24 protein-coding genes are annotated in these 19,585 nt (G+C 36.6%); 14 read left to right on the plus strand and 10 right to left on the minus strand.

Features of this window, described 5'->3' with window-relative positions; genetic code table 11:
* Nucleotides 1-267: 267 nt before the first annotated feature.
* The 3 genes from H4J70_RS16920 to H4J70_RS16930 all read right to left on the minus strand — a co-directional run bounded on the left by H4J70_RS16920 (nucleotide 268) and on the right by H4J70_RS16930 (nucleotide 2,388).
* Nucleotides 268-702 (minus strand): tetratricopeptide repeat protein, encoded by a 435-nt coding sequence (locus H4J70_RS16920; RefSeq protein WP_182217882.1) that lies wholly within the window; start codon nucleotides 700-702, stop codon nucleotides 268-270.
* A 369-nt stretch (nucleotides 703-1,071) separates the two neighbouring features.
* Nucleotides 1,072-1,353, minus strand: coding sequence for a hypothetical protein (locus H4J70_RS16925; RefSeq protein WP_182217884.1), 282 nt, complete (start codon nucleotides 1,351-1,353; stop codon nucleotides 1,072-1,074).
* Between the two features lie 159 nt (nucleotides 1,354-1,512).
* Entirely contained in the window at nucleotides 1,513-2,388 is an 876-nt protein-coding gene (locus H4J70_RS16930; RefSeq protein WP_182217886.1) for a LysR family transcriptional regulator, read from the minus strand.
* Between the two features lie 101 nt (nucleotides 2,389-2,489).
* On the opposite strand from H4J70_RS16930, the gene maoP reads away from it, so the two are divergent.
* Complete coding sequence (maoP, locus tag H4J70_RS16935) at nucleotides 2,490-2,810, plus strand: DUF413 domain-containing protein (RefSeq protein WP_182222827.1); 321 nt, start codon at nucleotides 2,490-2,492, stop codon at nucleotides 2,808-2,810.
* Between the two features lie 98 nt (nucleotides 2,811-2,908).
* Here maoP and H4J70_RS16940 read toward each other — a convergent pair whose 3' ends face one another.
* Nucleotides 2,909-3,391, minus strand: a complete 483-nt coding sequence (locus H4J70_RS16940; protein ID WP_070374435.1) for a DUF1353 domain-containing protein — start codon at nucleotides 3,389-3,391, stop codon at nucleotides 2,909-2,911.
* A 124-nt stretch (nucleotides 3,392-3,515) separates the two neighbouring features.
* Here H4J70_RS16940 and H4J70_RS16945 point away from each other — a divergent pair, with 124 nt between their 5' ends.
* From H4J70_RS16945 to H4J70_RS16975, 7 genes are all read left to right on the plus strand, one after another.
* The gene (locus H4J70_RS16945; protein ID WP_182217891.1) at nucleotides 3,516-4,862 is read left to right on the plus strand and encodes a magnesium transporter; all 1,347 of its coding nucleotides are present in this window, start codon (nucleotides 3,516-3,518) and stop codon (nucleotides 4,860-4,862) included.
* Between the two features lie 389 nt (nucleotides 4,863-5,251).
* Nucleotides 5,252-5,470 carry a hypothetical protein gene (locus tag H4J70_RS16950; protein WP_182217893.1) on the plus strand — a complete coding sequence of 73 codons (219 nt, stop codon included), beginning with the start codon at nucleotides 5,252-5,254 and terminating at the stop codon, nucleotides 5,468-5,470.
* Nucleotides 5,471-5,496: 26 nt separating this feature from the next.
* The gene (locus tag H4J70_RS16955) at nucleotides 5,497-5,748 is read left to right on the plus strand and encodes a hypothetical protein (protein ID WP_182243812.1); all 252 of its coding nucleotides are present in this window, start codon (nucleotides 5,497-5,499) and stop codon (nucleotides 5,746-5,748) included.
* A gap of 526 nt (nucleotides 5,749-6,274) precedes the next feature.
* Nucleotides 6,275-7,180, plus strand: coding sequence for a 30S ribosomal protein S6--L-glutamate ligase (rimK, locus tag H4J70_RS16960; protein ID WP_070374431.1), 906 nt, complete (start codon nucleotides 6,275-6,277; stop codon nucleotides 7,178-7,180).
* 14 nt (nucleotides 7,181-7,194) lie between these two features.
* Nucleotides 7,195-8,220 (plus strand): succinylglutamate desuccinylase/aspartoacylase family protein, encoded by a 1,026-nt coding sequence (locus H4J70_RS16965; RefSeq protein WP_182231002.1) that lies wholly within the window; start codon nucleotides 7,195-7,197, stop codon nucleotides 8,218-8,220.
* Between the two features lie 8 nt (nucleotides 8,221-8,228).
* Nucleotides 8,229-8,663 carry a RimK/LysX family protein gene (locus tag H4J70_RS16970; RefSeq protein ID WP_182218225.1) on the plus strand — a complete coding sequence of 145 codons (435 nt, stop codon included), beginning with the start codon at nucleotides 8,229-8,231 and terminating at the stop codon, nucleotides 8,661-8,663.
* Between the two features lie 24 nt (nucleotides 8,664-8,687).
* Entirely contained in the window at nucleotides 8,688-9,557 is an 870-nt protein-coding gene (locus tag H4J70_RS16975) for a mechanosensitive ion channel family protein (protein WP_182251520.1), read from the plus strand.
* 88 nt (nucleotides 9,558-9,645) lie between these two features.
* On the opposite strand, the gene H4J70_RS16980 is transcribed toward H4J70_RS16975, so the two are convergent.
* Nucleotides 9,646-10,503: a mechanosensitive ion channel family protein gene (locus H4J70_RS16980; RefSeq protein ID WP_182231000.1), complete on the minus strand. Its 858-nt coding sequence runs from the start codon at nucleotides 10,501-10,503 to the stop codon at nucleotides 9,646-9,648.
* Between the two features lie 26 nt (nucleotides 10,504-10,529).
* A complete protein-coding gene (locus H4J70_RS16985; protein WP_182251521.1) occupies nucleotides 10,530-11,063 on the minus strand; it encodes a phospholipid-binding protein MlaC in 534 nt (177 codons plus the stop codon).
* 518 nt (nucleotides 11,064-11,581) lie between these two features.
* Between H4J70_RS16985 and H4J70_RS16990 the strand changes: the two genes are divergently transcribed.
* The 3 genes from H4J70_RS16990 (at nucleotide 11,582) to H4J70_RS17000 (ending at nucleotide 13,124) form a co-directional block, all read left to right on the plus strand.
* A complete protein-coding gene (locus tag H4J70_RS16990; RefSeq protein WP_182218218.1) occupies nucleotides 11,582-11,905 on the plus strand; it encodes a hypothetical protein in 324 nt (107 codons plus the stop codon).
* A 116-nt stretch (nucleotides 11,906-12,021) separates the two neighbouring features.
* Nucleotides 12,022-12,228 carry a cold-shock protein gene (locus H4J70_RS16995; protein WP_070374424.1) on the plus strand — a complete coding sequence of 69 codons (207 nt, stop codon included), beginning with the start codon at nucleotides 12,022-12,024 and terminating at the stop codon, nucleotides 12,226-12,228.
* 305 nt (nucleotides 12,229-12,533) lie between these two features.
* Nucleotides 12,534-13,124, plus strand: coding sequence for a LysE family translocator (locus H4J70_RS17000; RefSeq protein WP_182251522.1), 591 nt, complete (start codon nucleotides 12,534-12,536; stop codon nucleotides 13,122-13,124).
* A gap of 111 nt (nucleotides 13,125-13,235) precedes the next feature.
* Here H4J70_RS17000 and H4J70_RS17005 read toward each other — a convergent pair whose 3' ends face one another.
* The 4 genes from H4J70_RS17005 to H4J70_RS17020 form a co-directional block, all read right to left on the minus strand.
* On the minus strand, nucleotides 13,236-14,531 hold the full coding sequence (locus tag H4J70_RS17005) for a Xaa-Pro peptidase family protein (protein ID WP_182218215.1): 1,296 nt from the start codon (nucleotides 14,529-14,531) through the stop codon (nucleotides 13,236-13,238).
* A gap of 124 nt (nucleotides 14,532-14,655) precedes the next feature.
* The gene (locus H4J70_RS17010; RefSeq protein ID WP_070374421.1) at nucleotides 14,656-15,264 is read right to left on the minus strand and encodes a PilZ domain-containing protein; all 609 of its coding nucleotides are present in this window, start codon (nucleotides 15,262-15,264) and stop codon (nucleotides 14,656-14,658) included.
* Nucleotides 15,265-15,276: 12 nt separating this feature from the next.
* Nucleotides 15,277-15,891, minus strand: coding sequence for a TetR/AcrR family transcriptional regulator (locus H4J70_RS17015; RefSeq protein WP_182251523.1), 615 nt, complete (start codon nucleotides 15,889-15,891; stop codon nucleotides 15,277-15,279).
* Between the two features lie 12 nt (nucleotides 15,892-15,903).
* On the minus strand, nucleotides 15,904-17,130 hold the full coding sequence (locus tag H4J70_RS17020; protein WP_070374419.1) for a threonine/serine exporter ThrE family protein: 1,227 nt from the start codon (nucleotides 17,128-17,130) through the stop codon (nucleotides 15,904-15,906).
* Nucleotides 17,131-17,230: 100 nt separating this feature from the next.
* Here H4J70_RS17020 and H4J70_RS17025 point away from each other — a divergent pair, with 100 nt between their 5' ends.
* From H4J70_RS17025 to H4J70_RS17035, 3 genes are all read left to right on the plus strand, one after another.
* Complete coding sequence (locus H4J70_RS17025; RefSeq protein ID WP_182170842.1) at nucleotides 17,231-17,404, plus strand: hypothetical protein; 174 nt, start codon at nucleotides 17,231-17,233, stop codon at nucleotides 17,402-17,404.
* A gap of 127 nt (nucleotides 17,405-17,531) precedes the next feature.
* Complete coding sequence (locus tag H4J70_RS17030; protein WP_182170845.1) at nucleotides 17,532-18,302, plus strand: class II aldolase/adducin family protein; 771 nt, start codon at nucleotides 17,532-17,534, stop codon at nucleotides 18,300-18,302.
* Between the two features lie 84 nt (nucleotides 18,303-18,386).
* Entirely contained in the window at nucleotides 18,387-19,571 is a 1,185-nt protein-coding gene (locus H4J70_RS17035) for a mandelate racemase/muconate lactonizing enzyme family protein (RefSeq protein ID WP_182218212.1), read from the plus strand.
* Nucleotides 19,572-19,585: the final 14 nt, after the last annotated feature.

Consider the following 19,585-nt stretch of genomic DNA (forward strand, 5'->3'; position numbering starts at 1 on the left):
AAATTATTTTGGCGATATATTGATTTTATATTAGGTGAGCAGCGTCGATAAAATGCATACATTCAATGCAACAGTGATTGACTTTAACGGATATCAACTTTCCAACTAAAGCCGATAAGACACAGAATTAATAACGTAAAGCGACCTTACTATAGCTTATAAATAGGCATTACAGTCGTCTACGCTAGCAGGCGACTGTATCATTTTAGGTGGTAACTAGATTATTGATCAAAGCTAAATAAAGTCACTCGCTGGCTGATGAGTTATTTAGTAAGGACTCGATACTTCAGTTTTTAACGCTTCTAATAAATCATGAATTTCAGCTTTTAATTCTTTGTCGACAATTTTATTACAGCTGATTTTTGCTTTTTCTAAGTTTTCAATCGCCTGCTCTTTTTCACCGAGTTCAACTTGTAGTGATGCAACGGAGAAGCCAATTGATGAACGAAAATCTTTTGAATTAATCTCTTCTGCTTTAAGTAATGCTTTCTCGTAAATTGAAATAGCTAAGGGTAAATCGTCGGTAAAGTCAGCCAGTGTTTCCCACTGTACAGGATGGTCTTTATCGGTATTTTCGTTATCATCACAGAGTTGTTTTAATTCACTGTAGCAATTGTCAAAGTTGATTTGATTTCTTTCCTGAGCAGCAAGCATTAACTCTCCAGCCAAAGCAAATACGCGCTTGTAGATTTTTGTATTCATGGTTTTTAGTACTCTTAAGTTGTTTGAGGTCTAGGTGCTAGCGGTTGACTTACAAGGTTTATTCTTGATTTGTGGTTTTTGATGCTATCAAGCCTTATTGTGTCATTATTGAAACCTAAATGGGCTGTTTGATATTTTAACACCAGTTTTAACTTTAGACTAGTTTAGACCTGAAAATTGAAGAGTTATGACTCAGTAATAAACCTAATCACTTTTTAATGGAAGTCAGTCGATAACAACGTTTTGCTTGAACTCACTCAATGGCAATCTTGTGGCGGGTAATCAATTCTTGCTAAAGAACTAAACGCGAATTAATTCATCATTAATTCGCGTTACTATTATTTTATCGATTAAGCGTTAATTATGCGCTTAATCCCAATCATCATAGTAATCTTGAGTGAACCTTCTCAGTTGTCGTTCTTCTTGCAGCTGTTCAATTTTTTTCTTGGCTAAATAGTTACGTTTGTTACTGTGTCTTGATTTTTTTACATCGCTAGGTGAGGTATGTAACTCAAATTCAGCAATGTTATTGTCACTATCGTTATCATTATCATCATCATTGTTATTATCATCTCCTTCGTTTGAAGATAGATCATAGTTAAAACTTATTTCATCAGAAGCTGATAACTCATAATTAGAATTGATATTCATTGTTATATCACCAAAGGATACTCAAGTAAAAACAGCATAATCTACGCTTTTTGCTAACAAGAAAAGTAAAATATTTTTACGTTAACGATAAATCATTTTTACTGAAAATATTTTGAATTTACTGTACTAGTTCGCTATAAATTGCATCTGTTTTTCACGTTACTGGGGGCTCATAATAGCGGGGGCTTCTGGTTCATCTTTTCTCAGTAAATTTTTAATATCAATAATTCGTTCTTCATTCTCATTTTCTTTATGAAAGGCAATAAATAATTCACGTTCAAAAATAGGCAGGGCATTGATTTTAAATAACTTACCTTGCTCGATAAAAGGTTTCGCTAGCATGTCTGGTAGATAGGCACTCCCGCCACATTGCAGCATTAAATCAAGTGCAATACGCGCTGTACTCGTTCTAATTGCAGGAATTGATATGTCAGAAAATTCTTTAGCATGCCAGTGAGTAAAGCTAGTTCCCCAATCAATCATAATATAACGTTGTAAGTCTGCGGGGCTTGTTACTTTGTTATTAAAAGTCGTCACGGGAATTAAATTAAACATATGTAAAGATTCAATTTTTAGTTCTTCTACTTTTGGGGGATCAAATAGAATCGCAACATCTAAAGTACGCTCAAGTAATTGTCTGGTTAATTGCTCTCGCGATAATATTTCAGCGATTAAACTGATTTGTGGTTCATTGCTATATATCTTTGAAATGGCATCATGTATATAAACATCCCAAGTATTAGGTGTGCCGGCAATATAAATGTGCGCAACTTTTTCAGTGCTTATGGCAATATCTTGTTTTGCCATTCGAAGGGTATTGATCATAAGCTCCGCGTAGGGGACAAGCTTTTCTCCTGCGGGTGTTAATTGAATGTTGTTTCTGGTGCGCTGAAACAAGGTCACATTAAAGTATTTCTCTAACTGACGAACTCTAGTACTAACCGCCGCTTGGGTCAGATATAGGTTTTCTGCCGCTTTACCAAAGTGACGACAATCCTTAACTTCTAAGAAGGTTTTAATTAACTCAATATCCATACTGCAATCTCTTATCGATACGATAATTATTATTTGTTTTACAGCCTTGCTTGTTAGCCGCATAATCCGCTAAAACCTATACCCTGTCAATAGAGGCGCAAATGACTTTAATACATGGATTTATTGCTGCAACACAATTTTACGATGATGTACATTTTCCACGTGGTTTCAGAAAATCTGGAGATTTCAATATCGCCGAAGCAGAATTATTAACACAGGTAGGCAAACGTTTACTGATGTTAGAAAAAGCTATTTGTTCGCCAGAAAATGAAGTTGAAATACAGTTTGTAAACATGTGTGAATCACAACTTGAAGGTCAAACTAAAGTTGAACTGTTGTGGAAAAAATACATAAAAATAACCAGGCATAAGTCGTTTCACTGTTTAAATGGCAGCATATTTACTCAAGCAGCAGCCAGTTAGTCGATAAAATAATTAATATGCAGTAGATTTAAGGATAAACTTACCGATAAGTTTATCCTCTTCTTAACAAATTCTCAGTTGAGACTTTTAAAATTATCCTATTTGTCCTCAGGTAATAACGTCGGCTTAGTTTTGCGCTGAAATGTTAGCCAATTTACCCAACCAAAAGCCATACACAGTACCCATATAAAATAATCAATCAGCAGTAGTTCGTTTCTTTCTATACCGACTTTGCGGATCAGTGTTGACCATTTTAAAAAACCATAGCCTTCTTTAAATTTAAATATTTTATCATCCTGCTTCGCCCATAAATAATTATACTCAAAGCAAAAGTCATGCAAAATAACCGGGATGAGTAATAACCCTGTTGGCGAGAAGAAAAGCCAGACTATTGCCGGGTACGAACTACCATCAAAAATAAAGCCTTTCGGAATTATAACGATTCTTTTGTTAGGTAAGGTATAATGCCAATCTTCGATAAGTTGCCATTGCCGCTTCTTAAAAAGTAATCGCCACAATTTGGAATAAAATGAAAACTTTTGCGTTTTTATAGCAAAAGGCTGTAACTTTGGCATTTTCATTAGTTGTCTAGTTTAATGATTAGAGAATAATGCGATTCTATAGTTAAATAACCCATAAAATAAAACGCAAAATTTTACTTAGTTTGATTCAAAAAATTTGTTGAAATCTTTATTAGGAAATTAAATGTCCCTAGAACTACTCCCTACTTATATTGAAAAAATCGAAGAACTATTAGCCAACGATCTTCAATTAAATGAATTAGCTGCTGAAATTGAAGATACGCTCATGCCAGAGCACGTAGCAATTCTTTTAGAAGCTTTTCCTATCAAACCTCGATTAAGTCTTTGGGCGTTGTTGAGCGCAGATTATCAACAAAATATTTTTCTAGAGATGAAAAATGAATCTCGGCAGATGTTATTAAATGCAATGGATGACGATGCCTGTTTTCCTTTATTTGATAAATTAGATGCCAACAGTTTAATAGAACTTACTGAAGATTTAAGCGATCGCTTCATTGAATATGCTGTCACAAAAATGACAGCTAAACAAAGAGAGTATTTAAAAAAGGCTCAAGATTATTCTGAAGATGAAGTAGGGCGCTGGCAAAGCTTTGACGAAAAAAGAATTTCGCAAAAATTGAAAGTAGCAGCAGCAAAGAAAGTGTGTGCAAAAAATTTATTACCATTAACTGAAGTTATTTATGTTGTTGATAATAATGCCCAATTACTTGGTGAGATCCCCATCAATAAACTATTGCTTTTAGATGGGGATACTCCCTTAGCCAGTGTAGAGTATCAAGATGTTCAAGTTTTAGAAGCCAGTAAAGATATAGATGAATCAATTGACGAAGTGATCCTTTCTGGAAAATCAGCATTACCTATCGTTGATGAAAATGGCCATTTAACCGGCCGTTTAGATTTGCACTCTGCTTATAGATACAAAGACCAGCATAAAGATAATCAATTAATGCAATCGGCTGGTTTGAGTGATGAAGAAGATTTATTTGCCAGTGTTTGGTTAAGTAGTAAAAACCGAGCGATTTGGCTGGGTATTAACCTAGTGACTGCATTTTTAGCTTCTTGGTTTATTGGTTTATTTGAAGCGACCTTACAACAAGTTGTTGCACTTGCCGTGCTTATGCCGGTGGTTGCATCGATGGGCGGTATTTCCGGTAGTCAAACGTTAACCTTGATTATACGTGGTTTAGCGTTAGGGCAAATTAGTGATGCTAATAGGCAGGCTATCGTTAAAAAAGAGCTTAAAGTTGGCGCAATTAATGGCATGTTATGGGCGACGGTCATCGGCATCATCACTTTTTACTGGTTTGAAAATCCAATGCTATCAGTCACCATTTGTATCGCTATTTTAGGTAATATTTTAGTTGCTTCGTTATCAGGGGTATGGATACCTTGGATATTAAATAAATTTAACATCGACCCAGCATTATCTGGAGCTGTTATTTTAACAACCGTAACAGATATATTTGGTTTTATAGCCTTTCTTGGCTGCGGTACCTTATTACTGCTTTAGAAAAATCAGCTTAATTAACGTTTTTATTGTTATTTTAGCGATAAAAATAGTGGCTATTCTCAGCGCTGAAAAGAATAATGTTGCTGCTTCTTGCAGACCAATTTAATTTTTTAAGCCGCTGGGAATTATTTTATTGTTAACAAATAATCGATTTAAATAATCTGTTTTAAATATAACCTCTTGTTTTCAATGGGTTTGTTGTTTTTTTTATTCTCTCCCCGTCACGCTTTAATCTTCCAGTACTCACACTCATTATATCAAGGGTTAGCTATTTTCCTTGTTTAACAAAAAAAATTGATTAGTTAAACGAAAATATTTTGCTTTTCAATTCTCAAATAGTGGAACATTATCCATCCAGAATCTAATTATGATTTTTTTGAAGGCAAAAAATGAATATTGATACATACGAAAGTACTGGCATAGGTAGCAATTTGAATTTCAATCCTGGTATCTCCGGATTCGAAGTAACGAGTGGCTCTGCAAATAAAAAAGAAATTAGCAATATCGCCAAACAGAAATATCTGGTTAAAGAAAGATTAGATATTTTAAATGAAAAAAGGTTCCTTGACCGTCAACTTAATTCATTAAGTGACTATTGGGATATGTAAGTAATTTTAATGTAAAGAGAATATTTATGAAAAAAACAATTTTAGCTATCGCTTTATTAGCCCTAACTTCAGGCATAGCGCACAGTGAAGAAGCAGAACCTGCTTTAATGGATGCACCTAGTGACTACGTATCAAGTCTTTTAAGTCAATGTAAAGAATACGCTATTGAAGATGAAATAGCAGAAACTGATATGAAAACTTATTTATTAAATTGTATCAATGATGAATTAAAAGAAGGCGATTACAAAGCAATAAAGGTTTTACCTAAAGACGAGTAATCGTTTTGTATTACCAGCTTGTCTAAGTCACTCAAATTATTTAGACCACTTAATATAAGTGGTTTTTATAATTTGAGTTCACTTACTTCACTTCATCTATTCGTAAATAAACACAGCTATTGATTATTCTCAACAAACTTCCCCCTCATTTTTTGTTCTAAAACTCTACCAGTATTGCCATTTTAAAAATCATATACAAAATAATCTGCCATTATTCATTTAAGCCATTTTTCCTGGGAAAATCACAGTTTAGTCCAATGTTGTAGAGCCCATAAATTTGTCTAAACAAGTAAAATTTGCTCAGTGATTTATCCTAATAAATTTTAATCGTTATTTTTTCAACTATTGACGTAAAATATTCTATAATAACGACTTTATAATTATATAAATCGCCGTCTAATCATTTTATTTGATTAAACGTATCGAAATATAGCGCTTTATTATTTAATGAGCTAGCTATACACTCGATATTACTTATTACCTCACTCTTTAACCTTAAATAAAGGTGAGCACTACAGGACTTATTATGAAAGTTGCTATCTTATCTAGAAACAAAAATCTTTACTCTACGCGCCGTTTAAAAGAAGCCGGCGAAGCTATGGGACATGAAGTTGATATTATCGATACATTACACTGTTATATGGATATCACGAGTACTCGTTCAGCTGTGCGTTACAAGGGTAAAGAATTGCCAAAGTATGATGCAATTATTCCTCGTATCGGCGCCTCTGTAACTTTTTACGGCACGGCTGTGGCAAGACAATTTGAAATGATGGGTACCTTCAATATTAATGAGTCTGTCGCTATCAGCCGCTCACGCGATAAATTGCGGTCATTACAGTTGCTATCGCGTAAAGGTTTGGGTTTACCGCGAACGGGTTTTGCAAACAAGCCTGATAATGCCAAAGATCTGATTAAAAATGTTGGCGGCGCGCCGGTGGTTATTAAATTGCTCGAAGGCACGCAGGGCATAGGCGTAGTATTAGCCGATACCGCTAAATCGGCTGAAGCCATCATCGAAGCATTCATGGGCTTAAAAGCGAACATCTTAGTACAAGAATTTGTTAAAGAAGCCGGTGGTGCTGACATTCGCTGTTTAGTCATTGGCGGTAAAGTGGTTGCGGCGATGAAACGTCAAGGCGCTGAAGGTGAATTTCGTTCTAATTTACATCGCGGCGGCTCTGCTACTGTGGTTAAATTATCGAAAGAAGAGCGTGACACAGCAGTTAAAGCGGCAAAGGCGATGGGCTTGAACATGTGTGGCGTTGATTTACTGCGTTCACAAAATGGTCCTATGGTCATGGAAGTTAATTCATCTCCTGGCCTTGAAGGTATTGAAAAAGCGACGGGTAAAAATGTTGCCGGGATGGTGTTTGAGTTTTTAGAAAAAAATGCAAAACCTCATGATACTAAGACACGTGGCAAAGGATAATTAAAGAGAGTTTTATGGACATATTACGTATAGGTGAGTTCGAAATTTTACCTGGAGAGCAGCGCAAAATAGAGTTGCCGGTTGCTAAGTTATATACCGATGCAGACGTTTCTTTGCCCGTTCATATTATTCGCGCTAAAAAACCAGGGCCCACTATTTTTTTGAGTGCGGCGGTACATGGCGACGAATTAAATGGTATTGAAATTATTCGACGCTTGATCCACGAAAAGAAACTTAAAATAACGCGAGGCACGGTTATTGCTGTTCCTATGGTTAATGTTTATGGCGTAGTCAATCAAAGTCGCTATATGCCTGACCGTCGTGATCTAAATCGCTGTTTTCCCGGCTCTGCGAAAGGCTCTTTAGCAGGACGCGTTGCTTATATATTTCTCAATGAAATCGTTAAGCATTGTGATTACGGTATCGATTTACATACCGGGGCCATTCATCGTTCAAACCTGCCACAAATTAGGGCGGATATGTCTGATCCCGATACCAAAGCCTTGGCGGAAGTGTTTGGCGTGCCGGTTGTGTTGAATTCTACTTTAGTTGACGGCTCGTTAAGAGAATCAGCCGTTAAAAACGAAACGAAAATACTCTTATATGAAGCGGGTGAAGCGCTGCGTTTTGATGAGTTTTCAATTCGAGCGGGCATGAAAGGTATCTTAAATGTATTACAGCATTTAGGTATGACCAGAAAAGTTGTCCGCACCAAGAAGAAAAAACGTATGCCGTTTATTGCTAATGGCAGCCAATGGGTACGCGCTAACGCTAGTGGTATTGTTCATAATATTGTAAATTTGGGCGATCAGATTACTAAAGGTCAAGTATTAGCCGAAATTGGTAGTCCATACGGTGCAATATTTGATTCGGTTAAAGCAACACGCTCAGGCATTTTAATTGGTAAGCAAAACATACCTTTAGTTCAAGAAGGTGAAGCCATGTTTCATGTCGCTTATTTTAGTGAAGATGATGAAGAAATTGCAGGTCATATTGAAAATGTGCAAGAGCAGCTTTTACCTGAAAATGACGACAGTTAGAGAAGCGTATGAAAAAAGCGAATAAAGTTGTTATCGGGCGTTTAGAGTCAATAGCTTTGCCAGACTTAGCTATTGATGACTTACAAGTACGAGTTGATACCGGCGCAAAAACGTCGTCGTTACATGTTGATAATATTAAAAAATTAATTATTGATGGCGTACATAGTGTGACGTTTGATCTACACCCTGATATGCATAATGTGGATGCCATGCAGAAATGTACGGCGCCCATTAGCGATATGCGTAAAGTTAAATCTTCAAATGGCACTACAGAGCAACGCTACGTTATAGAAACACCCATCGTACTTGGCGAAGACAGGTGGTCAATTGAAATAACCTTAACGGACCGCTCTGATATGAGTTATTTAATGCTGTTAGGAAGAGAAGCACTGGGTAAACGCTTTCTCGTTGACCCATCAAAAGTCTTTTTAGGATCAAAATAAAAAGTCGTTAAATTAAGGGATTTTATGGATTTTACACAAATAAAAGAAATCTTATCTACTAAGGTTATTACTATTGCTGAGCAACCGGTAACATTGGGTGGGTTACTGTTAATTCCGCTAATTATTTACCTTGGGTTGTTACTCACTAAGTGGGGCGTAAGGTTTATAACCAAGCGTTTAACGACCAAAAAAACTGATCCAAATATTATACACTTATTGCAGCGTGTTTTTTATGTGATTGCGATAGTTATATTGTTGATCACCACCTTAGATTTGATTAATGTGCCGATCACCGCTTTTGCCTTTTTATCGGGTGCAATCGCGATTGGTTTTGGTTTTGGCGCGCAAAACATTATTAACAACTTTATCAGTGGTTGGATTTTAATGTGGGAACGACCTATTAAAATTGGTGACTTTTTAGAAGTTGAAAATGCCAAAGGTGTCGTAGAAGAAATTAACACCCGTTCAACCCGTATTAGACGTGTTGATGGTGTTCATCTGCTTATTCCTAACAGTAAACTACTTGAAAATACGGTAGTGAATTGGACGCTTCGAGACAGTTTAGTGAGAACAAGTGTTTCTGTTGGGGTTGCTTATGGTACTCGGGCTAGAAAAGTAGCGGATCTTATTTTAGAAGCGACACTGGCACAAAAAGAAGTATTGACCGCGCCAATGCCCGTCGTTGTTTTTGAAGACTTTGGTGATAATTCATTAGTGTTTTATGTAAATTTTTGGATAAACTCAACTGGAGAAACGGCTTTAAGAGTGACTAGAAGTAATATTCGATTTCGATTAGAGGAATTGTTTGAAGAGAATAATATTGTTGTTGCTTTTCCGCAACGCGATGTGCACCTCGATGGCACGCTTACTTTATTGAATAACGATAAAAAATAATTTAATTTATCAAAATGTTAGCGTCTAAAAAGTCACTCAGTCAAGAAGTAAATCGTGACTGAGTGACTTAATAATTAGTGATATTACATTAGTTTGATAAAGTTGACGAAACCATTTTTTGCTTAAACCACAATGTCATAAAATCAGCAGTTAACTTCTGCTCTATTTCTAATGCTATCTCTGTTGGGCAAAATATAGTAAAAAATATTTGCGTATCTCCAACCTCAGAAGTTGCTACTTGAATATGTGGCTCAGGGCCTGTGATGTTAACCTCTAAACGGTTTTCAATCAGTTGGTTATAGCGGATTGCAACTTCTTTAAAGTCACTACAATATAAACTTGCTCTAGTATACAACTCATCAATAAACTCGAAGGGATTAACACTGTCATCTCTGACAATGGTAAAATGATGCATTGCATATCGTTTTAAAAAGTTAAGGTTTTTAATAACCGAAGTAATTAGCTGGCTATTGGGTAGGTATAGCGTTTTACCTGTGTATTGATAATCATCTACATTTACCTCTAACAGTGTTAGTTTTGCCCAGTCTGTTGAATGCACTTCGCCGTAATGATTGCCAACTTGTACCCAATCACCAATACGAAATGGTCGACTTGACAGGATATAAACAAAACCAATAAAACATTGAATAAACTCTCTGGTTGCTAAGACAATTGCTACAATAAAAGCAGCAATCGAAAAAGCAAATTTTTGAATTTCTTCAGACCAAATATTAAAAACCATCACGATTATTAATACCGTAAATATATTATTGACTACATTGATTTGTAATCTTTTATCTTGTTTTGATTTTCGTTTTATTCTTCTTACAATGAGATATTTAATCATATAAAAAATAGAAATAAACAATAGCGCAATAACAAATTTATTATTAGCGAGTACTGCTGAAAGTGCTTTGAAATTATTCGTATGATTAAGCCATTCCATTAGAACGATTGTACCTACCTTGATTTTTATAAAGAAGTGAGACTTCTTTGATTTATATTTTTTAGATGTAACAGTGTACCTTCAACACCTAACTTACTGAAACTTGAATTTATTTCTTTTTGCTTTGCATCTAATAAACTAATGCCTTCAATGATGATATCAAAGAACTGCCAAGTGCCTTCTTTTGATATCAGTAACTTTACTACCGCTTTGTTGACTTTACTTTCACCGGTAATCGTTATGTTGACCATCGACATTTTACCACTTTTTGATAATGACCCTGTACCGATGGTCATTGACTCACCACTATATTTACTTAATAAGTTGGTATAAGTATTTATTAATTGATTTGATAACTCAGTCACAAACTCAGTCCTAAGTTCGGCAGATAGTTTGGGCAAATTTTGATTAATAACTTTATAACTAAAATATTGAATATCTACCTCAGGCAGAAGGTATTGGGTTAATACACTTCTGATATTGCTTTTAGTGAATTGATTGTTACTTTTTAAAATTAATAAAGCCGATTCTATTTGACCAAAAACTGCTTTAGTCTTCATCTCTGGGGTATCTGTTTTCGCTACCGCTAAATAGGAAATACAAAGACTTAGCAACAAAAAAATGACAAGATATATATTTACGTTTTTTTTGTAAGATTTTTTCATTTATATTGTGGTTAGTTATATAATAATTATGCGGATTATAGACTTACGAGAGAAACAATCAAGCGTAATAAATCACAACCTTTAATCAAAATAAGTGATTAAACTTAGAATTATCAAATAATATATTCTCTTTGTAGGAAAGTTATGGTGAACATTGAACATTGAACATTGAACATTGAATATGAGGCAGTGGCGGTTTTGTCGACCAATAAGATGGGCATTCATTAAGTAATATTATTAAAAAAGTAACAATAATTCATCATTGCTCTGGGCTATTAAAATAGAGACTGTTTACTCAGAGGCATTCACTGTATAATAATTTTTTAAGCAGGCTAGTTATACTGACTTGCTTCTCCTGTAAAATGATAGCCTGTTGGCATTATCAGATAATATTATAAGAGCTAAATAATTTAATGAAACCATATTCAGATATTGCCGAATTAATAGAAATGTTAGGATCGGAAATAACATTACTTACCAATACTATTGCTACTTTAAAGCAAGAACCACAAAGTTTTAATGAACAAATTATTTTTAAGTATATTGATACGGGTAGTACAGGTAAAACAAAAGATTTTGTAAGATCATTAGGCGTAAAAGCTGAGCGTGGCTCATTCTTTTCATCCGGTGATGTGAGTAAACTAATAAAAGATGGTGCTGAAGATGTTTCACCTGAATTACTTGATATAGCTCGAAAAGTAGTCAATATGAAAAAGAAAGGTGGCGCGCACCGTTAATTATAAATACAGTCTATAATGTTAAATATAGTTTGTATTAATAAGATTCAAATCCTGACTTGTAATGGTGATAGCAAGTTAGGTTTATATTTTTCACCAATGATAAAGAGAGTGTTATGAGTAAAGGTATAGTTAAGTGGTTTAATGCGGATAAAGGTTTCGGATTTATTACTCCAGAAGACGGCAGTAAAGATTTGTTTGTTCATCATTCAGAAATCCAATCTGGCGGTGAATACGCTACATTGGCTGACGGCCAAGCTGTTGAGTTTGAAGTTGGACAAGGACAAAAAGGTCCATGTGCAAATAAAGTTGTTGCTATCTAAGCAATAATATATAACAAATGGGTAAGATGGGAGGGCTATGTTCACCCACTTACCTATGCGTTATAGATATTTTTCTACGCGTTATCCCCATGTGAAATGATACATCTACCCAGCCTTCTTTGATCTTTGGCACTACCAAGGGTTAAGTCATCCAGCCTCTATATTTAGTACTTAAAACTCCTATATTAATAATAAGCGCCCTTAGGTGATTTTCTATTATAACTTTGTGATATAACATCTGAGCATTTAAGTGAAAATAGCTTGAAATTTAACCTGTCTCTCAAACAATTAAGAGCAAAATAACAATGAATGTAGACATACTACCAGCCTTAACTATTTTTGCCTTTGTGTCTTCAATAACACCAGGGCCAAATAACTTAATGTTAATGAATTCTGGTGCAAATTATGGTTTCAAAAAAACAACCCCTCACTTATTAGGAGTTGGCATTGGATTTACACTGATGATTGCTTTAGTTGGGCTAGGTGTTATTCAATTATTTGATCGTTTCCCGGTGAGTTATCAAATACTAAAAGTGGTCAGCATTGTTTATTTACTCTACTTAGCATTCAAAATAGCTAGCTCTACCAGTCATGTCGAACAACAAACGTCAAATCATAAACCTTTTAGCTTTATTCAAGCTGTTTTATTTCAATGGGTTAACCCTAAAGCTTGGACAATGGCGCTAACGTCAATAAGCCTTTATGCTCCATCTAAGAGTTTTACCTCGGTGTTGTTAGTGGCGATTGTCTTTGGGCTAATCAATTTACCCTGCATCAGTTCTTGGGTTGTTTTAGGGCAGAAAATACAAGTGTTGTTAACTAACCAAAAACGCTTGAGAGTTTTTAATATTACCATGGCACTTTTATTGGTTATTTCATTGTATCCTGCGTTATAAAAACAGGAGGAGTAAGGAAGATCCGTTACTCCTTTTTTTTAGGATAAAGTGAAGCCACTGTTACTGATGAGTTTGCTAAAAAACAGTCTACTGTAGATTATAAATAGTGTGTTAAGCGAGTTTAGCAAGCTTACCTAACGGAGAATCTAGCGAGTCTGGGGGAATAGTAAACCACTGTGGGCCTTTATCGGTCATGTAAATACAGTCTTCAAGTCTTACACCAAATTCGCCAGGTATATAAATGCCAGGCTCATTAGAAAAACACATACCAGCTGTTAACTTTTCTTGTTCACCATGAACAAAATTAACGCTTTCATGACCTTCCATACCTATGCCATGACCAGTTCTGTGCGACAAACCTGGTAATTTATAATCAGGACCGAATCCTTGTGCTTGATAGTATTTTCGTACCGCATCGTCAACAGTACCCGCAGCATTACCTATTTGCGCTTGCTCAAAGGCTATTTTTTGGCCGGTACGTACCGTTTGCCAAACATCACGTTGACGCTTTGTTGGCTCACCCATCACAAAGGTTCGGCTAATGTCTGACTGATAACCATGGACATTACAGCCACAGTCCATTAATACAATAGAACCTTCTTTAATTAGATGCTTCTTTTTACTGCCATGAGGGAAAGCACTTGCTTGATCTATTAAGGCCATATTCCACGCGCCTTTTCCCCCTAACGTAGCTTGTGCATTACTCATCAAGCTTTTAACCTGTGCAGAAGTCATACCCACTTCTAACTTTGAATATACCTCGCTATAGGCTAATAGTGTTACCTCATTAGCTTTATGCATCAGTTGCAATTCATGGTGACTTTTAATAATGCGACAACCACGCGTAACGGGTTCTGCGCTGACATGTTGAAGAGTTGATAATAAACTCATTACACCGTGTTGAACAAAATAACGTACCGAGTTTTCAAAACCAATCGTCCCTTTGGTAAGGCTAATACCTCGGTCTGCTAGTATTTGTTTGATACGCTCGAACGGGCTTTCATGCTCTTGCCAAACACGAATGTCGCCATCAATAGCTAAACTTTCTTGAATACTAGGCTCTTCAAAAAAGGGACAAACTACCGCCACTTTACCTTGTTGAGGGATCACTAAAGCTGTTAAGCGTTCGCTGCGCCACCATTGAATACCAGAGAAATAATCCATGGCGGCACCGGGCTCAATAATAAGCGCAGAAATATTCATTTGCTGCATTAATTGCTGAGCTTTTACTATCCGAGCTTCACGCTCTGCAGAAGTAATGCCAGCAACATCTTTGGTGATGTCTTTTAGTACTTGGCTATTTGACTGACTTTCTTTCGTTGATGAGGCAAATGCTGAAGCTGATACGGATAACGCAGCAATGCTTGCACCACCCGCTTTTAAAAAAGATCTTTTATTCATGTTCATAACTATCTTCCTGAAATTTTATGGTGATCACGCTAACGGTTTTTGACTTACTCAACAAGGAATAGGCGCTAAAGTGTGCTTTATATCAGCTAGACTTAACGGAGAAATACTTTTACGCGCTAAATTACTTTTCTTTTGCTGATAGCTCATTGCGCTGTTGCGCTAAAACCTGCAACTGTTTTGATTGCTGATGAAGACTACAACGTACTAATATTTCACGGTCTTCTTCTCTAATATGATGATAAATAACTTTGTAGCTAGTGAGTTCATCGCTTGTAGTTGTTGCTGAAATTATTTCCCCACAACAGTAAATTGCACAATTATCATCAAGGAGAAATATTTTCAAGGTAATAAATTGGCCGGTATCAAAAAGATTTTTACTGGTAAAAATAACGCCGCCACCACCAAAATGAGTGCCTTGGTAACGTTGCATTTCGTTGTCTTGCTCGCTCAAAATATAACTAACCAGTAAGTCTATTTTTTTAGCTTGATGATGTAAATAATCAACTAATTGTCCCGCAACGCTACCAAGGGTTTGCAGTGGGCGCAATGCAGCTTGGTCAAGGGTGACTATTTCAGAGGCCATTTTAAACGGCATCGGCATGGTGTTCATAAAACATTGATAACTTGGCGCTGTATCGGTTTCAATGATAGTTGCATTGACATTGAAAGGATAACTAATAGAAAAAAACTGGTCAAACTGAGCGGTTTTATTGTTATTGTCTTCAGACATGCCTAACCCTTATTATAATTTTTGTTGGTGAATAAAAACCTTGACGACACATTCACACATTTCATCAATATGGCTGGTATCAAGGTAAATTCCATCAATTAGTAAACGCACAATACCGTGCAATGTACCCCAAGTTACCTGTGCTAAACGTAAGCTATTTTCGTCTTCAATCAATAAGCCTTGTTGCTGCCAAGTTTTGGTCATTTCTAGTTGGTAATTAAAACTAGGATAAGCGATATCACGCAAAGCTTGATCGCTATTGTTTTTTTTCCAAATTGTTTTACCAAACATTAATTCGTAAATTGAAGAATTTTCGGTAGCAAATGTTATGTACTGATGAACAAACTGACGAAATTTTTCTTCTCCTGAAAGCTCTTTATCGTCAAATATAGCATTAGAAATACTTGTCCATTGAATAAACCCCAGTGCAGCTATCGCACAAAGTAAATCATTTTTATTTTTGAAGTGGTGATAGGTTGCTGTACGAGAAACACCAATACGCTCAGCAAGTTTACGTAATGACAGTCCTTCAATTCCTGCCTCTTCAATCATCTCGGCGCCCGTTTCAACGAGAGAACTGCGTAAGTCGCCATGGTGATATGCTGTCTTTTTGTTAACTGGTTTCATTAGCGTACTTTATTACAACGTTTTACGAGAAGGTAAGGCAACATTTGAAAAAACAAGGCCAGCGACAAGCGACATAAAAATTAGGAAGGCTTCAGAACCAATATTATTAGTATTTAACATATTCACTCCGGATACCGCACTGTTTAAGCCGATATAAACTTTACTTCCAGGCACCAGCACGACTAAACCTAATAGCTTAACAATGCTTGAAGGTAATCTCATAATGCGTGAGAATAAATTAGCATACATACCTAAAACAAAGGCACCAACGAAAGCGCCAAGTGCAGGGCCTAAGTAAGCGGCACCAATAATGCTAGCACCAAATGCAACATAGCCAGAAATAATTCCCCATGGAGCGTCTTTTTTACGGACGCGAAATAATATAACTAAGCTTATAGATAAAGTGGTTACTGCCGCCCATGCTGTCCAAACAGGCATGCTGGCGGGGGTAACATATAACACTTCGCCCCAAAATAACTTTCCTAATGCCATGCCTAATACCGCGCCAAAATAAAGCTTAAATAGCATCATTACCGCGTCCATAATACGCGCAGTACCCGACATCAGATGTCGAGCGGCCAATTCAGCTAAGCCTAGCGTTAATGCTAAGCCGGGTATAAAAGCAATGATGGCTGAAAGAATAACCAAGGGCATATTAATACTTGGGTCAATTAGCGTAATGGCCGAGGCCAGTAGGGCGGTGGTAATGGCTGCAATTGGTTCTAAAGTTTCGGTAACTCGGCGTGAGTATTCGGCCCAAAAGGTAAATAAGCAAACAACAAAGCCTAATAATACCGACCAAAATACATCATTCCAGCTGGTGTGCATTAGCATCGAAAAAGCACCACTTGAAGCACCAAACGCTAAAAAGGTAAGAAAACGACCGTAAGGGTTGGGTTTATTAGCGATATCATCAAGTCGTTCAATGGCCTCAGATAACGTGCGTTGACCCGAACTTAATTCATCAACTAGTTCATCTGTTCGTGCCAGTGAACCTAAATCAAGATCACCTGGCTTTACTCGAATAACATGATTATATTGTTGGTTCTCTTCATCTTCAGATAAGACAAAAGTCAGAGCCGTGGGTGTGATGATAAAACATGCTTTTAATTCGAGAAATGTCGAAACATCTTGAAGATGTGCTTCAAGACGATAAGCAGGCGTGCCAAACTTATGCAAAGCTTTGCCTAATCTTATAATAAAGCGTCGCTTCTCAGCAAAGTTATCAGGTGCAGTCATATTGTTGTTTACATATTTTTGCTTGTTATCTTGCTATGGTAATTGAATAATTAGCTAATGCAATGTGCAATTGGTTTAGAGATTAATAATAGGAGAAATAATGACTTTAATCATGATTTTATTAGCTGTTTTTGCCGGTATTGCCTTAATGGTTATTTTAGGTGAGCGTTTTGGCAAACCTATGGGTGAAGAAGAGCAAGCTAAGTATTCAAAAATCATTCCTATTTTGGTGTTTATTTTACTCATTGGTAGTTTAATTAAGATGTTTATTTAATTGATACCAATTTGCTTAACTTAGCTGATTTTTATCTAGCCTTTAATTGTAATTTATTACACTAGCGGTTTGATTTGTATTATCGATGATTTAAAATTATAGAATAATAATTCTTTAAAGGACTTTAATGTTAACTATCCCACAGATTAACTTAAAAAATAAAGTGTCAGCACAAGAGTGGCAAACACGCATCGATTTAGCGGCTTGTTATCGTCTTATCGCTATGCATGGCTGGGATGATTTGATTTACACTCATATCTCCGCACGCATACCTGATTCTGAGCATTTACTCATTAATGCTTTCGGTTTAGCTTTTGATGAAATTACCGCATCGAATCTGGTTAAAATAGATATAGCAGGTAATATTATTGACCCAGCATGTCCTTTTGAAATTAACCCTGCAGGTTTTACTATTCATAGCGCTGTCCATGAAGCTCGCCATGACGCGCAATGTGTCTTGCATTTACACACTAATGAAACCATTGCGGTGGCAAGTTTACAAGAAGGTTTGTTGCCGTTAAGTCAATACGCTATGTTCGCACTGGCTTCTCTTAGCTATCATGATTACGAAGGTTTAGCGGTAAATGCTGACGAAAAACTTCGCTTACAAAATAACTTGGGCTCGGCAAACTTTATGTTATTAAGAAACCATGGTGGTTTAACTTTAGGTGAAACCATTGGCGATGCTTTTATGCATATGTATGATTTAACACGTGCTTGTCAAGTGCAACTACAAGTAATGGCAACCGGTATGGCAACCATTTTAGTCGATCAAAGCATTGTTGATGGTATAAAAGCGCAAGCAAATATTGTTCATACGGGCAGTACCGGCGGTCAAAAGGCTTGGCCGGCGATGGTCAGGAAAGTCTATCGCGCTGATCCTAGCTTTGCGACCTAATAATAAAGTTGTCTTTACACCTCGTTATGCCGCTATTGAAATAAGTTCTCTGCGACAAACACTCACATATTTAGAGAAGATAAAATGAAAGTCACTCACGTAGAAATTTTTGATATTGAATGTCCAGATCGCGCCGGTTGGAACCCTGTTTTTATTCGTGTTCATACCGATGAAGGTATCTCGGGGGTTGGTGAAGCAGGTCTTGCTTACGATTGGGGGCATAGTGCTGCAGCGGCGATGATTAAAGAAATTACCGAAGCGGTTTTAATTGGTTTTGACCCTTTTAGAACCGAATTGTTATGGTCTCGAATGCTGCGCGAAAGTTTCTGGGGATTAGGTGGTGGGCCGGTGCTTTATTCTGCAATGAGTGCTATTGATACCGCACTTTGGGATATTAAAGGTAAGGCATTAGGTGTGCCTGTCTATCAACTGCTTGGCGGCAAAGTTAATGATAAATTACGTACCTACGCTAGCCAATTACAGTTTGATTGGGACGTTGAAGTTAAGAAGTTATTTTTACCAGAAGAATATGCTGAAGCTGCATTAAAAGCGGTAGCTGAAGGCTACGACGCGGTAAAAGTAGACCCTATTGTTTATAATGCCGATGGCACATCATCGTTCGATCGCACTAAATTATTTACCAAGCCGCAGATGCGTTTATTTGGAGACCGATTACGCGCTATTCGTGATGCCGTCGGTGAAGATGTTGATATTATTTTCGAATCACATTCATTAATGGGCGCTGCTTCTGCGATTCAAATGGGCGAAATTGTTGAAGAAGTTGGCTGTATGATGTACGAAGAGCCGGTTAATTATTTAAACGCGAAAGTGCATAAAAAAGTGGCTGAACGGGTTAATGTCCCCATTGCCGGTGGTGAACGTTTATATCATCGTTGGGATGTACGCCAGTATTTTGAAGATCAAAGTATTGATGTGCTTCAACCCGATGTGGGTTTATGTGGTGGTTTTACCGAGTCTAAAAAAGTCTGTGACTATGCTGATGTCTATGATATTCGTATTCAAGCCCATGTTTGTGGCGGCCCAGTAGCAACAGCAGCGTCTTTGCATTTAGAAACAGCAATTCCTAACTTTTTAATTCATGAGCATCATACTTATGCGACTAAGCATTGGAATCGTGAATTGTGTTTGCAAGACCCACAACCGATAAATGGCTTTTTCCAAGTGACAGAAGTACCAGGTTTAGGCATTGAATTAAATGACGAAGTCGTGAAACGCTCACCGCATGTTACGGTTAATTCATTAAAGTAATCAGCTTCAATATC

The organism is Colwellia sp. BRX8-9 (assembly GCF_014077245.1).
In the GTDB taxonomy this organism is placed as follows: Bacteria; Pseudomonadota; Gammaproteobacteria; order Enterobacterales; family Alteromonadaceae; genus Colwellia_A.

Bases quoted from the DNA above. Each gene is read 5' to 3' on its own strand.
- H4J70_RS17020 (WP_070374419.1), bottom strand. From the start codon at position 17,130: ATGACTGCACCTGATAACTTTGCTGAGAAGCGACGCTTTATTATAAGA.
- H4J70_RS16965 (WP_182231002.1), top strand. From the start codon at position 7,195: ATGGACATATTACGTATAGGTGAGTTCGAAATTTTACCTGGAGAGCAG.
- H4J70_RS16975 (WP_182251520.1), top strand. From the start codon at position 8,688: ATGGATTTTACACAAATAAAAGAAATCTTATCTACTAAGGTTATTACT.
- H4J70_RS16920 (WP_182217882.1), bottom strand. From the start codon at position 702: ATGAATACAAAAATCTACAAGCGCGTATTTGCTTTGGCTGGAGAGTTA.
- H4J70_RS17005 (WP_182218215.1), bottom strand. From the start codon at position 14,531: ATGAACATGAATAAAAGATCTTTTTTAAAAGCGGGTGGTGCAAGCATT.
- H4J70_RS16995 (WP_070374424.1), top strand. From the start codon at position 12,022: ATGAGTAAAGGTATAGTTAAGTGGTTTAATGCGGATAAAGGTTTCGGA.
- H4J70_RS16985 (WP_182251521.1), bottom strand. From the start codon at position 11,063: ATGAAGACTAAAGCAGTTTTTGGTCAAATAGAATCGGCTTTATTAATT.
- H4J70_RS16945 (WP_182217891.1), top strand. From the start codon at position 3,516: ATGTCCCTAGAACTACTCCCTACTTATATTGAAAAAATCGAAGAACTA.
- H4J70_RS16950 (WP_182217893.1), top strand. From the start codon at position 5,252: ATGAATATTGATACATACGAAAGTACTGGCATAGGTAGCAATTTGAAT.
- maoP (WP_182222827.1), top strand. From the start codon at position 2,490: ATGACTTTAATACATGGATTTATTGCTGCAACACAATTTTACGATGAT.
- H4J70_RS17010 (WP_070374421.1), bottom strand. From the start codon at position 15,264: ATGTCTGAAGACAATAACAATAAAACCGCTCAGTTTGACCAGTTTTTT.
- H4J70_RS16925 (WP_182217884.1), bottom strand. From the start codon at position 1,353: ATGAATATCAATTCTAATTATGAGTTATCAGCTTCTGATGAAATAAGT.
- H4J70_RS16990 (WP_182218218.1), top strand. From the start codon at position 11,582: ATGAAACCATATTCAGATATTGCCGAATTAATAGAAATGTTAGGATCG.
- H4J70_RS17025 (WP_182170842.1), top strand. From the start codon at position 17,231: ATGACTTTAATCATGATTTTATTAGCTGTTTTTGCCGGTATTGCCTTA.
- H4J70_RS17035 (WP_182218212.1), top strand. From the start codon at position 18,387: ATGAAAGTCACTCACGTAGAAATTTTTGATATTGAATGTCCAGATCGC.
- H4J70_RS16980 (WP_182231000.1), bottom strand. From the start codon at position 10,503: ATGGAATGGCTTAATCATACGAATAATTTCAAAGCACTTTCAGCAGTA.
- H4J70_RS17015 (WP_182251523.1), bottom strand. From the start codon at position 15,891: ATGAAACCAGTTAACAAAAAGACAGCATATCACCATGGCGACTTACGC.
- H4J70_RS16970 (WP_182218225.1), top strand. From the start codon at position 8,229: ATGAAAAAAGCGAATAAAGTTGTTATCGGGCGTTTAGAGTCAATAGCT.
- H4J70_RS17000 (WP_182251522.1), top strand. From the start codon at position 12,534: ATGAATGTAGACATACTACCAGCCTTAACTATTTTTGCCTTTGTGTCT.
- rimK (WP_070374431.1), top strand. From the start codon at position 6,275: ATGAAAGTTGCTATCTTATCTAGAAACAAAAATCTTTACTCTACGCGC.
- H4J70_RS17030 (WP_182170845.1), top strand. From the start codon at position 17,532: ATGTTAACTATCCCACAGATTAACTTAAAAAATAAAGTGTCAGCACAA.
- H4J70_RS16930 (WP_182217886.1), bottom strand. From the start codon at position 2,388: ATGGATATTGAGTTAATTAAAACCTTCTTAGAAGTTAAGGATTGTCGT.
- H4J70_RS16940 (WP_070374435.1), bottom strand. From the start codon at position 3,391: ATGAAAATGCCAAAGTTACAGCCTTTTGCTATAAAAACGCAAAAGTTT.
- H4J70_RS16955 (WP_182243812.1), top strand. From the start codon at position 5,497: ATGAAAAAAACAATTTTAGCTATCGCTTTATTAGCCCTAACTTCAGGC.